The sequence below is a fragment of the Bacillus sp. GMs2/2 genome, from assembly GCF_050172095.1.
Taxonomy (GTDB): domain Bacteria; phylum Bacillota; class Bacilli; order Bacillales; family Bacillaceae_G; genus Bacillus_A; species Bacillus_A cereus.
Window position 1 is genome coordinate 1 of the sequence record NZ_JBNLYE010000082.1, and the last position, 16,244, is coordinate 16,244.

Here is a 16,244-nt window from a genome sequence, read left to right on the forward strand (position 1 = left end):
CGCTCCGCCTTGGATTGGATCTACGATGAAATGATCATGCCATTTTCCATCAAGAATTTCTTGAGCAGCTTCTGCGATCGCACCGCCCTTGTTTAATTCCAATCTTCCTACATCTGTATTCGCAAGCGCTGCTGCTTTTTTTACAACTGCGAACGCTTTAATTAAACCTTCATGGATTTTGTATCCTGTAATTGGGAAGTTTTCAACTGCACGCATTGTTTGTACGCCGTAGTATGCATAGTTTGGTACTTCTTTTTCACCTAAAAAATCTTTTTCAATTCGAACACCATTTTTAACTTCAGTTAATGTTGCCATGATTATTCACTCCTTAACGATTTCTTATGCTGCTTTTGTTTCTTTGACTGTTTCTACATATTGTTTTGCTTTCTCATTATCGAATTCGCCTTCCCACTTCGACATAACAATGGCCGCTAATGCATTTCCTAATACATTGACAGATGAGCGAATCATATCTAAAATGCGGTCAATTCCCGCAATTAATGCGATACCTTCTAGTGGTAACCCCATTGAACCTAACGTTGCTAATACAACAACGAACGATGCACCTGGAACTCCCGCCATACCTTTGGATGTTAACATGAGAACGAATAATAACGTTATTTGCTCCGTTAGTGACATGTGCACACCGTACATTTGTGCAACAAACAATGCCGCTAACGCTTGATAAATAGCCGATCCAGTCAAGTTAAATGTATAACCTGTCGGAATTACGAAAGAGGCAACTGCCTTTGGACAACCGAACTCTTCCATTTTTCTCATTATATTAGGTAAAACAGCTTCTGAACTTGCTGTCGTAAATGAAAGAATCAATTCTTCTTTTAAAATTTTTATTAATGTAAAAATGTTTACTCCAACCATTCGTGCATTAATACCTAATACAATCACAACGAATAGTATAACAGTTACGTATACAGCTAGCACTAGTTTTCCTAGCGGAAGTAGTGTTGCTACACCAAATTTTGCAACCGTAACGGCAATTAATGCGAATACACCAAATGGTGCAAATTTCATAACTTGATTTGTAACCCAAAACATGGCTTCGAGTACGCCTTCAAAAAAGTTAAAGACAGGCTTTCCTTTTTCCCCAATTGCCGCAACTCCTAAGCCGAATAATACTGAGAAGAATATAATCGGTAATAGGTCACCTTGTGCAATCGATTCAAATACGTTTTTCGGTACAATGTGAACAATTGTCTCAGCAAAACCTTTCTTCTCTGTTGCATCTGCAGTTTGTTTATAAGAAGAAATATCACTTTGCTGTAAATTACTCATATCAACACCAGTACCTGGTTGGAATATATTCGCTGCAAGTAATCCCATTAAAATAGCAATCGTCGTAATAATTTCGAAATAAAGAATTGTCTTACCACCCAGTTTCCCAAGCTTCTTCATATCTCCTACACCAGCTACTGCAACAATTAATGCTGAAATAACAATTGGTACTACAATCATCTTAATTAAGTGAATAAATATATCCCCAATTGGTGTGATATAAGAAATCGCCGTTTTATTGCCATAAAAGACTGCCCCTACTACAATCCCTAAAACAAGCGCGACAAAAATTTGTGTTGCCAATCCGAATTTTTTCATTTATGTTCATCCCCTTCATGCGAACGCTTTCAATTTGAATTTATAAAAGCTACTCACACATCTTATAAGCGAACCTACAAAATCATACAAAAACCTACAAGTTCGTCACAAAAAATTCAAATATTTTTCTTCTTTTTTTCATTGACACCATTTTGTTAAAAAACGATAAAATAAACTTGATAAGTAATCAGATTGTTTCGTATAATCAAAAAGATATATACTTAAAACAAATCAAAATGAAAAGGAGTGGATGTTATGAAAAACTATACAAAGCAATTCGTCCTATCTTCTTCTTTTCTTTTTCATTTTCTTAAAAAGGAACAAAGGCATTCGCCTTTGTTCCTTTTTTATTGCGATCTATATAGGGGGAATTGTTATGAAGCCATATAAACGTGTCTTAATTAAATTAAGCGGCGGTGCACTTGCCGATCAAACTGGAAATAGCTTTAACTCCAAACGATTAGAACATATCGCAAACGAAATTTTATCCATTGTTGATTTAGGTATCGAAGTATCCATCGTCATCGGTGGCGGTAACATTTTTAGGGGGCATCTAGCTGAAGAATGGGGAATCGATCGCGTAGAAGCTGATAATATCGGTACGTTAGGTACAATCATTAACAGCTTAATGCTTCGCGGTGTTTTAACAAGTAAAACAAATAGAGAAGTACGCGTTATGACTTCCATTCCATTTAATGCAGTAGCTGAACCATACATTCGCTTGCGTGCAGTCCACCATTTAGATAACGGCTATATCGTTATCTTTGGAGGCGGAAACGGGCAACCGTTCGTGACGACAGATTATCCAAGCGTACAAAGAGCTATTGAAATGAATAGCGATGCCATATTAGTCGCAAAACAGGGTGTCGATGGCGTTTTTACAAGTGATCCGAAGCATAACAAATCAGCAAAAATGTACAGCAAACTAAACTATAATGATGTCGTTAGACAAAATATACAAGTCATGGATCAAGCGGCATTACTGCTTGCCCGGGACTACAATTTACCAACGCATGTCTTTAACTTTGATGAGCCTGGAGTCATGAAAAAAATATGTTTAGGTGAACATGTGGGGACGTTGATTAATGATGATGTTACGATGCTGGTGCATGAAAAATAATGATTTCCCACCAAAAAGGGTGCCTTTTGTAGGCACCCTTTCCTAATCCATCATCACAAATAGAACTCAACCAATCCCGCCACTTTCTCCTTACAACGCTCCCAAAAAGATAACTTCTCAAAAAACTCTTTCGTCATTTCTTTCGAATCATGAAAATCCTCTGTTAACGCCTTATTAACTTGTCCTACAATAGGACCGCCATAAATATAAAAATTCATTTCATCATTTATATTGAAGCTACGCGAAGTAAAGTTTGTTGTACCAATAACAGTTAATTCATTATCAATAAGCATTAATTTGCCATGGAACATTCCTTTTTTATACCCATATACAGTAATCCCATTATTAACAGCTTGACGTATGTATGGATACGCCGCTTCTTTTATAAGAGGTAGATCTGGTTTATATGACCAAAGTATTTTTACTGTAACACCACGCTTTTGTGCTGCGATTAAAGCATTCATGGATTCTTTATTTTTTGCTATAAAATACGGCGTTGCAATTACAATGGAGTGCTGAGCTTGTTTTATGAGCTCTATATATTTTTCAGCAACGTAATGCCCATTGTAACTAGTCATAGTATGTAATGTATTCCCTTTACTAGCTTTATTCGTACTCCTCTTTATCTCTTCTTTCGTATCTCGTTTCCAATCTAAAGCAAACTGCTCTTCTAAATCTTTTGCTCCTTCTCCTTTAAGCCGTACATGATAATCACGCCAATATCCAAATCGCTTATCTTTCCCTAAGTACTCATCTCCTATATTAAATCCGCCTGTATAGCCAATATCCCCATCAATCGTCGTAATACGGCGATGATTACGATGGTGAAGTGAATAAAATCCGAATGGCAATGCAGGTTTTCTACTATATGTAAAATGCACACCACTTTCCCGCAATTCATTTATCATCTTTCTTTCAAATGATAAATCATTAATGCGATCAACTGATAAATAGACGTTTACTCCTTCTTTTGCTTTCTCTTTTAATAAGTTTAAAAAAGTATGACTACTTTTATCATCCGACAAAATGAAGAAATAAGTGTAGATGGAGCTTTTGGCTTCTCTTATATCAGTAAATAATTGTTTATAAAAAGACTTCCCTTCTACATATAATTGAAAGTCACTATAATGAGGCGCATACTCTGTCGGCATGTTTTTTCCAGCTTCCATTTTCCTACCTAAGGTAACATCGATATGCATACAAATTACAATAAAAACGAAAATAGCAATAATAATAGAAGTAACTCTTAATATTTTTTTAATCATTTTGGTTTCCTTCCAATCATATTCCTTACTATTTCGTAGTGTTTCATTTAAATATGTTTTCATACGAAATGTATTTCTTATTTTTATTGATACTAAACAGTTAAAGGAGATACGAATATGAGAAAAGGAAAAACTCCTATTGTTTTTATCTCAGGTCTTTTCGGTTCAATGAGCAATATTATTATTCCCGGCACTGGTAATTGGAGTTTTGGACTTTCTGCATTTGTTTACGAACCATTCATCATGATGCTAGAAAGTATGGGGTACGAACGAAATAAAGACTTGTTCATCTGTTTTTATGACTGGCGGCAGCGTATTGTTTTTTCTACACAAAAATATTTATTACAAACGATTGCTTATGCTAAAAAGATTACAGGTTGCGATAAACTAAATTTAATTTGTCATAGTATGGGCGGCCTTCTTGGACGTTCTTACGTTCAAAGTGACGAATATAAAAATGATGTGAATCAACTTATAATACTCTGCACACCAAACGCTGGATCTCCACCAAATTATAGTTATTGGACTTGAGGCAGTCTCCCTATCCATGCCTCTTCTAAAATAAATATCGTTCATTTTTATATGGAACAATATATTTGTTACTTAAGCATCTTACATAAAATGAATAAAGTTGAGGCAATACACATTTACTTTCCAGGATTACAAGATGTTATTCCTTGTAAAGATTACGGAAATTATTTATTTATAAAATCCAACTCTTCTATTACATTTCTTCCTTATAGTAAGATGGAAACGAAAAACCCTTTCCTCGATACATTAAATAAAAATAGATTTATTATACAAAAAAGAAATATTGAAACGACACTCATTGCCGGAGATGGAGAGGAAACAACTCAATATTTACAAGTCGTCCCTTCACATTCCAAACTGAAATGGACAGACGGCAAAGTCGTCGGTGATTTACTTACAAAACATGGTGACGGTAACGCTGTTCTACATAGCGTTTTTCTTCTAGAGGGAAATAAATATGTTTTGCATGCTTCACATAACGAAGTGCTCTACAAAAGCATTCCTATACTACAAAAGATACTCTAAGTTTCAAACAAAAAAGGTATGGCATTAAGCCACACCTTTTCACATTAAACAAAATTTCTCGTATCATTATTTCTTCCAAACTTATAAATAGCAATTAAGAAGAATGCAATTGCGAAAGCGAATAAAATTAAAATGTTTAAATACAACTCCGAGAATGGTATTCCCTGCTGTAGTTTTGATATCGTATCTAACAACCAGCGCTGCGGAAGAAAATTAGCTACTTTTTGTACTGCACTTGGCATAATATCATATGGGAAATAACATCCAGCAAGTAAGCATGTTGGTACAATGATCATATTTTGCATCGCATTTGCCGATGCTGAGTTTTTCGAAAAAGCTACAAGGACTAATGATATTCCAATTGCGATTAATGCAAATAGCATTAGTACGCCCATCATCACTATGAAAGGCATATTGATATTCGTATGAAAAACATTCGTTAGGAATAGGATTGTAATCAAAATTTGTACTGTTAGTATTATCATATTTACTCCGACATTAGATAATATAAACTTCTTCCCATCTATCGGCGTTGATAATAGTCTAAAGTACGTTCTATTCTCTTTTTCTTTTAAAATATGACCTGATAAGTTCGCTGCTGAAAACAGCATAAACATAATAAGGTAACCCATCGTTTGATTTGTCATATCTTTATTTTTCGAAGTATCTTCTAGCGTCTCAGTTTTCATTTTAAATGAACCTTTTTGATACCCTGCGTACATATTATCAAACGCACTTTGATCTGTTCCTGCCACTTTACTAATAGCTGCTATATTATCAATATAATTATATAAATATGATTTTATAAATCCTGTTACTTGATCACCTTTAATCGATGAAATTTCAATATGCTCTGGTTTTCCTTCTCGAACACTTTTTGAAAAACCAGAAGCTAATGTAATAACTCCATCAAGTTTTTTGGAAGTGAGTTTATCTTCTACTTCAGACTCCTTCACCTTACTCACATTCACATGATTTAATCCTTCTAAAAACTTTATCGTATCATTTGCTATCGGCTCATTTTCTTTATTTACAATCCCGATATTTAACGTTCCTTGCCCCGCATTTCCGTATATCGAAAAAGAGATGAGCGTTCCGATTATTGGCAAACTAATAATAATGAATAACCCTTTTTTATTTTTCAAAAGTACAGATAACGTTTTTTGTATGAGCCATAAAATATCCTTCATACTATAGCCCCTCCCGTCTACGTAATGCAATAATTGCAATTAATAAAAAGAGTGCTGATATTCCAAGGTTTAAAGAAATGACTGGTAGTGCTGCCCCTACATCATTTGCATAAATAATTTTCATAACAGCTGTATTTGCCCAAGTTAATGGCGATAAATTCGTAACGAAATTTTCTTCTACTACGAAATATGCACCTCCAAAAATAGAAGCTAATTGCACAACAACCATAATAATTGCCCTAGACGCTTCAGCTGTTTTCGTGATATATCCGATTCCTAAACCGAAGCTAATTGCTAGAAAGACTTGTGTTAATAAAATAAGAAATATGATTCCAAGATGGTCGCCCCAATTCGCTTGAAAAACAAATTTACTAAATAACATGACGAGTAATATGCACAGGGCATTTGCTACTAGGCTACCAAGTACTTTTCCAATGAATATTTCAGCTTTACTTATAGGTGCAGCAATGAGACGATCTCCTGTTTTACGTATTCGTTCTCCTCGAATTAAAGAACTCGCTCCCATCGCAGCATACAGTGCAATCATCGTTGTCATTACAACCGCATAGTAATCCATAGAACCTGGTTTTTTCGCAGCTTGTAAAGATGTTTCTTTTATATAATCATTATGATTTCCGTTTGAAATAACTGCGCTCACCTTAGTAGGATCTACTTTTGCAACTTCGACCGCTACATTGTACTTATCAACAAATGTTGTAAGCATTCCTTCCACAATACTCCCCTCAATACTACTTTTGTCACTTCCGTAAAATTTTGCACCATCTTTATTTAACTCTACATAAGCAGCATATTTATTTTTCTTCACTTCTTCTTTCCCATCTATACTGCCGGAAGCTTTTTTAAAATGAATACCTGATTTATCCACTTCTTTCGTAAATGCTGCAAACGATTGAGAAAACGTGCTACTCGCTTCATCTTTATATAGCACTTGTATATCTTTAATCGAATGACTATCACTATTAAATGCGTTGGTTAACGCTGTTCCTAACACAAGCATAAGTACAATCGGAAATGCTAACATAAAAACTAAAGTTCTTACGTCTCTGAAATCTCTTTTAATATGCATAATTGCAATATTGAAGATGTTCAATTGATGAACCTCCCTTTACCTTTTCTTCATTTACCTTTTATTTATCTCGTAAGTTTCTTCCGGTTAACGTAAGAAATACTGTTTCTAAGTTTGGAGCCTGCTCCTCTAATGAACGAATTTCAATGTCATGATTAATGAAATGCTGAATAATTTGATTTAAATTATTTAATCCTGCATCCGAGTTTACCTTGATTACGTTCTCTTCAATTTGAACAGCTTTCACACCGTTTATCTCTTTTAACTTTTCTACATCTAAATTTTCTACTGACTTCACTTCAATCCAAATATCTTTCGTATCTGTAATAATCGCTTTTAACTGTTCTTTCGTACCTTCTGCAATCACTTTACCGTGGTCGACAATTGCGATTTTCGTACAAATCTCTTCTACTTCTTCCATGTAGTGGCTCGTGTAAATAATCGTACTTCCCATTTCATTTAATTTACGTACTGACTGCAAAATGTAGTTTCTTGACTGTGGATCAATTCCAACTGTCGGCTCATCCATAATAATTAACTTCGGTCTATGAGCAATCGCACAAGCGATATTCAGTCTTCGTTTCATCCCGCCAGAAAAGTTTTTCGGATAACTTTTATGTTTATCGCTAAGTCCTACAAATTGAAGAGCTTCCTCTACCCTAGCTTTTAATTCGGCTCCTCGTAATCCGTACAACCCAGCAAAGAATTTCACATTTTCATAGGCAGTTAACTCTTCATAAATCGCAATATCTTGCGGAACAATACCAATATTCATCTTTGCAAATCGATTATGTTTCTTTATATTTTTTCCTAGTATGCTAATTTCACCTTCATTACTTCTTAACAAACCAGCAATCATATTTATCGTTGTACTCTTACCAGCACCATTTGATCCTAAAAAGCCAAATATTTCTCCTTCTTTAATAGATAAAGACATATTATCAACTGCGATGAAATCACCAAATTTTTTCGTTAAATTTTTAATTTCTAATGTATTCATCATTTTCACCCCTATTTCGGTTTCTCTGCTTTTAGTATAAACAAAAAGAATGAACCTGCTCAGTGCAGAAGTTCATTCTTTTCACATGAGAATATTCACTTTTTTCATATGAGATGGTTCATCTTCGTCCCATTCTCTTATATCGGCAACAACATCGTCACTGAAAAGCCACTTGTTCCATCTACAATAATTTTTCCGTTTACTGAAGCTGTTCGCTCCTCCATCCCCATAATACCGAGACCTTTTTTAACAAGAGCTGCCCCTTTTCCGTTATCCTTCACTTGCACCTTAACCATCTTGTTAAGCACATGAATATCTATAGAAATAACTGTAGCATCAGCATATTTCATTGCATTTGTTAGTGCTTCTGTAACATTCTCACCGATAATTTTCCACTGAATGGGAGAAATCATATCTAAGTTCCCTTTATATACAAAAGGAATATTCACATCATTCTTACCGGCAAATTCTTCTATGAATAATTTCATACGATGAATACCAATTTGCTCAGTTGGTGGCTTCATATTTTTTAATGTAATGCGAATACTTTCAATTCCATCTTTTGAAATGTGAATTGCATTTTGTAATAACTCCGCAGATTTTTCTTTATCTATTTCCATTAACCTTTTTGCTGCTTCCATTTGAATAAGCGCACCCGTCATCGAGTGACCAATTTTATCATGAATTTCTTGCGATAACCGATTTCTCTCTTCTAGCTTAAATGTGTATTCAGATTGTCTTATGTACTCTTTATTTTCATGTAAGCTTTTCGTAAGTCGTTGCATATCTTTTCGCATCTTATCATTTTGCGATTCAAGCTTTACTACACGCGATATATATCGATCTGCAATTGTTAAAACGAGAAAAGAAAATGCAACAATCAATCCATAAGTCATTCGAATACTTTCATCTGCAATCGTAATTGGGAGCATCATAACGACAAAGCGTGGCCAATTCTTTTCTATGTAATAGAATGTAATTTCGTATAAGTTCAAAGGTAAAAACAAAATAAAAAATGGATGAACCCTCCATGTAAATAGCATAACTACGCCAATGGACATACAGATTAATATTTTTTTATGCGTATCTTTTTTAAATATAGAAATCATTACGTTTACAGAGAGGTAAATAAGTAAAGTAAATATAACCCACGGTAAATTTGCTATATTTGCGTAAATATAACTGAACACAATATATAAAAAGACAATTAATTTACTTACAGTTAACCAAAATTCCATATCATTAATCTACTTTCCCTGTTAAGTAATAAATCGCAATTTGTGTGCGATGTTCAAGTCCAGTTTTCCCTAAAACTGACGTAATATAATTTGCAATTGTTCCCTCAGATATAAAAAGCTGTTTCGAAATTTCTTTATTTGAGAAACCTTTTGCAATTAATGCAATAATACTAAGCTCCCTTTCTGTGAAAAGGCTCTTATCAATTTTACATTCTTCCTCTTTACTTTCCATTAAATTAGACTTAATTTTATCGAGAATAACATCTTGCATAACAGTTTGACCGTTATATACTCCTTTTATCGCATCACGAATACGCTCCGGATCGTTATTTTTTAATAAATAACCTTTCGCTCCATTTTTTACTGCATCCAAAATATATTCATCATCATCAAACGTCGTTAAAATAAGCGGTTTTGTTTTCGTCTCTTCACAAATGAACTTCGTCGCCTCTACCCCGTTCATATTTGGCATACGAACATCTAAAAGAGCAATATCAACTTCATGCTTTTTACAATACGCTACAGCTTCTTCCCCATCATTTACAGTATCTACTACTTCAAACTCTTCGTATGTATTTAAAATAATTTTCATGCCTTCTCTAATAAAAGAGTTATCATCTGCTATTAATATTTTAATTTTCATGTTTGTTAGTATGGACCTTGCCCTACTAACATTCACATCCTTTCTACGTGTAACATTTCCTACTTGCTCATTATATACTTCTCTTTACCATTTTTTCACACCTTTTTTCATCTAGCTCTCCCGCAAAAAATATATTATTCTTTTTTTACAAAATGTGTAGGGTGACTTATCATTCTTTACGTCTATATAATAGAATGCGTCAAAAAGGAGGGAGAGACCGATTGAGGAAAAACAATTAATTGAAAAAGCACAGCAAGGAAGCGAGCATGCTTTTCGTATCCTTGTACAAACATATCGTCATTATATTTTTCAAGTTATCTTTTCTATTTTAAGACATGAAGAAGATGCGAAAGATGTTACACAAGAAGTATTCGTAAAAATTCACACCTCTCTCCCAAATTATCAATTTCGCGGATTAAAAACGTGGATGGCACGTATTGCCACCAATCACGCTATTGATTATAAGAGAAAGAAAGCTAGAGAAAGTGAAGAACTCTCCTTATGTAAAGAAGCTGAGGAAAATATACAGTCCTCTCATAATATTGAGGCTTTATTATTGACGAAAGAGCAAAAATTACTCATTGCTCAAAAACTGAGAGAACTTCCAGAAAATTACCGTGACGTCGTTCTCGCACATTACTTAGAAGAAAAGAGCTATCAAGAAATTGCTTTACAGGAAAACATCGAAGTAAAAACAGTCGAAATGAAACTGTATCGAGCACGAAAATGGATTAAAAAACATTGGAAGGAGGAAGAGTTTCTATGATGCATTATTCAAAAGAAGATTGGCGCAATTATACATTAGATTTTATAGAAAGCAATGAACGTGAATCTATGGAAGAACATCTTTATGAATGTGATTATTGTTTAGCACTTTATATGGAAAGTATTGATGAACAACATGAAAACCTTCCAATGATAAATGATGATTCATTTACGAACGAAGTTATGACGCAAATTAATTTTGAAACACTACAGTCTAATGAAAATATAAAAACAACCTCACTAAAGCGCACGATCATTCATTACATAATTGCGACTGCGGCTACAATTATTTTTATGGTAAGTGGTTTATTTCAGTATATTTTTACAGCGACATCAAATTTAGAGAAATCTTCAAAACATAACGAGTCTTCTATTTCACAACAAATTGTAAACAAATCGGTAGACACATCGAAAAAGGACGGAGGTTCAAAGCATGAATAAAAATCCCTTTTTAGCACTTGTATTAGGGCTAATTCCTGGGCTTGGACATTTATACTTAAAAAAACTAGGACGGTTTATTTTATATAGCGGAGGATCACTATTTCTATTCTCCTTTGCAGTATTTTGTACCATAGTAGTAAGAGAACGTGATATTGCTTTTCTTTCTCTATTTTTACTAGCTGTTCTATGGGTAATTAACTTACTAGATTTAGTTATCACCATTATAAACCAAATGAAAAAGCAAGAAGCTGGAGAAGTGATAAATTCCTCTAAAGAGAGCGAACGATTTTATATCATTCTCTTATCCATCATCCCTGGGCTTGGCCATTTCCAATTAGGACTTATGCAACGCGGACTTACATTTTTAGTAGCTTGCACAGGAATCGGGAGTATGATCATTTTCGTTGCACTTTTAACATCGCAAGAAAGTTTTCTTATCTTCCTTATTACGTTACCTGTTTTATGGATTTATAATTTCTTTGACGTTGTTCAGCAACTACAGAAAAAAGAACGTGGCGAGCAACTAGATGATCGTACTATTTTCGAAGAGTTTGAAGAACATCGTGAACAAGGAAAGAAGAATAAAACATTCGCTTCTATTTTAGCGATGTTCCCCGGAGCAGGACATATGTATTTAGGTTTACAACGCCGCGGCCTTCAGCTTATGGCAGCCTTTTTACTTTCAATATATTTACTCGATTTATTAAGACTTTCTGCGTTTTTATTTTTAGTTCCAATCATTTGGTTCTATAGCTTCTTTGACGCTTTACAGCAAACTGCAAAGTATGGAAAAGAACGTGTAAATGACGAGCCTATCATTGATTATTTTATCAATCATCAAAGATGGATCGGTATCGGGTTAATTACACTCGGTGGTTATTATTTATTAGATCAAACAGTCCTTCCTATTTTGAATGATTACTTTGCAACTATATTTAACATTCATCTTAGCGAGCTATATTATCGCTATTTCCAAACATCTATCGTTGCACTCCTCTTAATTGGCGGCGGCTTTAAATTGTTACTTGGAAATAAAGAAAACAAAGGTGGTACAAAAGAATGAGAACATGGCGTGTTGGAACATTCTCAATGGGGCTTTCTATTATATCGTTAGGATGCTTTTTACTTTTTTCAGTCGTAAAAGGAATTCAAGTATTAGATACACTAACTGCATGGTGGCCAGTTTTACTCATCATACTTGGAGCTGAAGTTTTACTATACCTTCTATTCTCTAAAAAAGAGCAATCTTTTATTAAATATGATATTTTTAGTATTTTCTTTATCGGCGTTTTAGGAAGTGTCGGAATTGCTTTTTACTGTTTATTATCAACTGGATTACTAGAAGAAGTTCGTCACTCTATTAACACAACGAGGCAAACGAGTAATATTCCAGACGGACAATTTGATATACCTGAATCTATCAAAAAAATCGTAGTAGATGCAGGACATCAGCCTCTAACGATAGAGGGAAATAATACAAATCAAATTCATCTTTTGGGAACTTATGAAATGACAACGAAAGCAAATGAAAAACTCAATTTAAAACGAGATGATTTCCTTTCAGTTCAAACGGCTGGAGAAACGATGTATATCACTTTAAAATCATTACCTGTTCAGCATACGTTATTTAATTCAGCACCACAGGTGAAACCAACGCTTGTTCTTCCGCAAAATAAAAATGTGGAAATCCGTGCTTCAAATAACGAACTATCTCTTTATCCAGGTCAATTACAAAATAATTGGTTTGTACAGGAAAGCTCAAGAGTGTCTGTCCATCTTGCAAAAGAAAGTGATGTATCTTTAACAGCAGTAACGAATCAAAAAGAAACCCATGGAAGTACACCTTGGGAACAAGTAGAAGATTTAACGAAAAACGAAAATACTTCTTCAGAAGAACATCCAGAATTAAACAACCAAGAACATTGGTATAAAAATTCGATTAAAACTGGAAATGGGACGTACAAGTTAAATATTGAGAAAGCTTATAATTTAAATATGAGTGTTCTCGAAAAATAAAAAACCTTCCGCAATTGCGGAAGGTTTTTCTCATATAATCGCTTTAATTCCTTCTAACACTAATCCAATCATAAATCCGCAAACCGCCCCGTTCACTCGGATCCACTGCAAATCTTTACCGACATTATTTTCAATCATTTCGATTAACGTTTTATCATCTAACTTATCAAGGTTTTCTTGTACAAGCTTACCAATTTTCGAATGGTTCTTCTCAACAAGACTTACAACTTGTTTTTGTAACCAATCTTCTATTTTTTGAACTGTCTGTTCATCTTCTTTTATTTTATTCATTTGTTTTTGTAAAAATGGAATAACATATTTATCAGCAAATTCTTCATTATTTACAAAAGCAACTGCTCTTTGTTGTACTTGCACTAGCATCTCTTTTATTTTGTCAGTAGCATCCCAATTCGCAATCCACTTTTCTTTCCAATTTTCTAATTCCTTTAATAAGGCTTCATTTTCTTTTACATTGATAATTTCTTGACGAATCTTCGCTAATATAAGTTGTCTTGTGCTATTATCAGCCTCTTGTAAGCTGTTAATATTACTAATGATAAACTTCTGCAAAATGCCGCCAATTTTATCTTCATCTACAATATTCATAAATGATTTCAAAGTAAACTGCAAGAATCCATCTACTTTTATATTTTCCATCGCCTTCATACCTAAGCTACCGAGCTGGTAACGAGCTTCATCTTGCGCTGTCCAATCTTTTACCTTCACTAATATGTAATCAAGTGTCTTCTCATCATATTCTTGCACAACTAATTGATCAACAAGCACTTGTAAAATGTTATTTGTATTAATTGTATGTAAATACGTCTTTAATTCTTTTTCAATAATAACCGCTAATTTTTCTGTATCGATTGAAACAATCGCCTTCTCAGCAATCATTACAATGCCTTTTTTCACAGCATCAGACTGCATTTCTCTCTCTGCAATTTGTAGCACCATTTGTGCTAGCTGCATTTCTTTTACTTTATTCGTAATACTTTCTTTCGTTAGCCACTCATTTTCTAACGTATTGATGAGCCCTTTCGTTACTCGTTTACGGTTTTTAGGTAACAAAGCTGTATGCGGAATTGGAATTCCCATCGGATGACGGAATAATGCTGTAACTGCGAACCAATCTGCAAGCCCGCCAACTAACCCAGCTTCAAATCCCCCTTGTATAATCTCTCCAGCTATCGTTCCTTGAAAAGGGATAGAAGCCGCAAAGCCTACACCCATAACCCCAAGCGAAATACCCGCTATATATTTAGTCTGTAATGACATCGTATACACATCCTCTTATTATGTAAAATAAAGCTTTTTTGTTGTATTTATTCAATATTAGTTATCCTTTATATATACTATAAAGAACTATTGTGAAAATAACAAAGATTTTTATGTACATGAAAAAATGAGGCTACAATTAGCCTCATTTTTCTTATACCGTTAACTCCAAACCTTTCCTATAATATTCATTCATTACATCTTTTGGAACCATACTTCCACCCGTTCCCCACACAATATGAGTACCTTTTTTCACCTTCTCTGTTAACTGTTGCTTTTGTAAATACTCATCTTCTTTACATACTTTCACTGGCCCAATCATACCTGCTAGTGCAGAAGGCTCTAAATAAATATTCTCCGTGTCAGCTAGTTCTTTTAACAATCTATATAACTCTTCATCGCTTACTGTGTAATTCCCACTCAAAAATGGTTCCATCGTTTTACCGACAAATCCAGACGGTCTTCCTACCGCTAGTCCGTCCGCGTCTGTTACATTATCGATCCCGATATCTTGAACAGTAATTTTATCATGAAGTCCTGTCATTAAACCGAGTAACATGCATGGAGAGTGCGTAGGCTCCGCAAAGAAGCAGTGCACGTTGTCTTTATACAATAACTTTAAACCAAATGCGACGCCACCAGGTCCGCCTCCTACCCCGCACGGAAGGTAAACGAATAAAGGATGCTCTTCATCTACTACAATCTCTAACTCTTCTAATTGCTTTTGTAATCGCGATGCTGCTACTGCGTATCCTAAAAATAAATCATGGGAATTTTCATCATCTACAAAATAACAGCTAGGATCGGCATCTGCTTGCTGACGCCCCTCTTCTACTGCTTTACTATAATCAGCTTCATACTCAATAACGTTTACACCTTTACTTCTTAATAAATCTTTTTTCCATTGTTTCGCATCTGCTGACATATGAACCGTTACGTTAAAACCTAGTTTCGCACTCATAATCCCAATGCTTAGCCCTAAATTTCCTGTTGAACCGACCGCAATTGAATATTTGGCAAAAAACTCTCTACATGTATCACTATCTAAAATGGAATAATCATCTTCTTCTGTTAACATACCGTGCTGCAAAGCTAGTTGTTCAGCATGTTTCAACACTTCATAAATGCCGCCCCTAGCTTTAATTGATCCTGATATCGGAAGATGACTATCACATTTTAATAATAATTCTCCTAAAATAGGTTGCTTGTAATTTGTCTCTAAAGCTTCTTTCATAGAAGATATTTTCACTAAAGGTGATTCGATTATGCCATTCGTCCCTTTCGTTTCAGGAAAAACTTTCGCAATATATGGTGCAAAACGCTTTAATCTCTCTTCCGCATCTTTTACATTCTCTTCATTAAGTGGTGAATCTTTTATTGCCCTTTCATACTTTTCTATGTTTGGATTTATCCAAAATACTTCTTCTGTTGCAATAAGTTTATTCACTAATGGGTATTCTGCTTGTAATGCCCCTATTTCTTTCATTTTGTTTCCTCCTTATATCCTTGTAGCTCACCATATAATAAATTATAA

At 34.4% G+C, this 16,244-nt stretch carries 15 protein-coding genes and 1 pseudogene; 6 read left to right on the forward strand and 10 right to left on the reverse strand.

Translation table 11 applies throughout. The annotated features are described in order from the left end of the window. On the reverse strand, nucleotides 1-315 hold a 315-nt coding region (locus tag ACQGS6_RS12810), incomplete at its 3' end, for a lyase family protein (protein WP_241669925.1). Nucleotides 316-339: 24 nt separating this feature from the next. Further along, nucleotides 340-1,611, reverse strand: a complete 1,272-nt coding sequence (locus ACQGS6_RS12815; RefSeq protein WP_000713291.1) for a cation:dicarboxylate symporter family transporter — start codon at nucleotides 1,609-1,611, stop codon at nucleotides 340-342. Nucleotides 1,612-1,987: 376 nt separating this feature from the next. On the opposite strand from ACQGS6_RS12815, the gene pyrH reads away from it, so the two are divergent. Beyond that, nucleotides 1,988-2,731 (forward strand): UMP kinase, encoded by a 744-nt coding sequence (gene pyrH, locus ACQGS6_RS12820; protein ID WP_000806138.1) that lies wholly within the window; start codon nucleotides 1,988-1,990, stop codon nucleotides 2,729-2,731. Nucleotides 2,732-2,784: 53 nt separating this feature from the next. Here pyrH and cls read toward each other — a convergent pair whose 3' ends face one another. Beyond that, complete coding sequence (gene cls / locus ACQGS6_RS12825; RefSeq protein ID WP_000591931.1) at nucleotides 2,785-3,996, reverse strand: cardiolipin synthase; 1,212 nt, start codon at nucleotides 3,994-3,996, stop codon at nucleotides 2,785-2,787. Between the two features lie 117 nt (nucleotides 3,997-4,113). Here cls and ACQGS6_RS12830 point away from each other — a divergent pair. After that, nucleotides 4,114-5,052, forward strand: a pseudogene (locus ACQGS6_RS12830) (esterase/lipase family protein). Between the two features lie 44 nt (nucleotides 5,053-5,096). Here the strand turns inward: ACQGS6_RS12830 and ACQGS6_RS12835 are convergent. The 5 genes from ACQGS6_RS12835 to ACQGS6_RS12855 form a co-directional block, all read right to left on the reverse strand. Next, nucleotides 5,097-6,242: an ABC transporter permease gene (locus ACQGS6_RS12835; RefSeq protein ID WP_426965197.1), complete on the reverse strand. Its 1,146-nt coding sequence runs from the start codon at nucleotides 6,240-6,242 to the stop codon at nucleotides 5,097-5,099. 1 nt (nucleotide 6,243) lies between these two features. Beyond that, nucleotides 6,244-7,353 (reverse strand): ABC transporter permease, encoded by a 1,110-nt coding sequence (locus ACQGS6_RS12840; protein WP_001020148.1) that lies wholly within the window; start codon nucleotides 7,351-7,353, stop codon nucleotides 6,244-6,246. Nucleotides 7,354-7,390: 37 nt separating this feature from the next. Then, complete coding sequence (locus ACQGS6_RS12845) at nucleotides 7,391-8,329, reverse strand: ABC transporter ATP-binding protein (protein ID WP_001093811.1); 939 nt, start codon at nucleotides 8,327-8,329, stop codon at nucleotides 7,391-7,393. 137 nt (nucleotides 8,330-8,466) lie between these two features. Then, complete coding sequence (locus tag ACQGS6_RS12850; protein ID WP_326318455.1) at nucleotides 8,467-9,567, reverse strand: sensor histidine kinase; 1,101 nt, start codon at nucleotides 9,565-9,567, stop codon at nucleotides 8,467-8,469. A gap of 4 nt (nucleotides 9,568-9,571) precedes the next feature. Then, nucleotides 9,572-10,210: a response regulator transcription factor gene (locus ACQGS6_RS12855; RefSeq protein WP_000694092.1), complete on the reverse strand. Its 639-nt coding sequence runs from the start codon at nucleotides 10,208-10,210 to the stop codon at nucleotides 9,572-9,574. 277 nt (nucleotides 10,211-10,487) lie between these two features. Here ACQGS6_RS12855 and ACQGS6_RS12860 point away from each other — a divergent pair, with 277 nt between their 5' ends. The 4 genes from ACQGS6_RS12860 to exsE are packed head-to-tail and all read left to right on the forward strand — an operon-like array spanning nucleotide 10,488 to nucleotide 13,432. Beyond that, nucleotides 10,488-10,976 (forward strand): RNA polymerase sigma factor, encoded by a 489-nt coding sequence (locus tag ACQGS6_RS12860; protein ID WP_080029649.1) that lies wholly within the window; start codon nucleotides 10,488-10,490, stop codon nucleotides 10,974-10,976. Then, nucleotides 10,973-11,416: a hypothetical protein gene (locus ACQGS6_RS12865; protein ID WP_000972356.1), complete on the forward strand. Its 444-nt coding sequence runs from the start codon at nucleotides 10,973-10,975 to the stop codon at nucleotides 11,414-11,416. The genes ACQGS6_RS12860 and ACQGS6_RS12865 overlap by 4 nt, the downstream gene beginning before the upstream one ends. Next, on the forward strand, nucleotides 11,409-12,479 hold the full coding sequence (locus tag ACQGS6_RS12870; RefSeq protein WP_426965198.1) for a hypothetical protein: 1,071 nt from the start codon (nucleotides 11,409-11,411) through the stop codon (nucleotides 12,477-12,479). Before ACQGS6_RS12865 ends, ACQGS6_RS12870 begins: the two co-directional genes overlap by 8 nt. Next, nucleotides 12,476-13,432: an exosporium protein ExsE gene (exsE, locus tag ACQGS6_RS12875; RefSeq protein ID WP_001261427.1), complete on the forward strand. Its 957-nt coding sequence runs from the start codon at nucleotides 12,476-12,478 to the stop codon at nucleotides 13,430-13,432. The genes ACQGS6_RS12870 and exsE overlap by 4 nt, the downstream gene beginning before the upstream one ends. A 30-nt stretch (nucleotides 13,433-13,462) precedes the next feature. On the opposite strand, the gene ACQGS6_RS12880 is transcribed toward exsE, so the two are convergent. After that, a complete protein-coding gene (locus tag ACQGS6_RS12880) occupies nucleotides 13,463-14,710 on the reverse strand; it encodes a DUF445 domain-containing protein (RefSeq protein WP_326318457.1) in 1,248 nt (415 codons plus the stop codon). Nucleotides 14,711-14,864: 154 nt separating this feature from the next. After that, on the reverse strand, nucleotides 14,865-16,196 hold the full coding sequence (locus ACQGS6_RS12885; protein ID WP_242784624.1) for a D-serine ammonia-lyase: 1,332 nt from the start codon (nucleotides 16,194-16,196) through the stop codon (nucleotides 14,865-14,867). Between the last annotated feature and the right edge of the window lie 48 nt (nucleotides 16,197-16,244).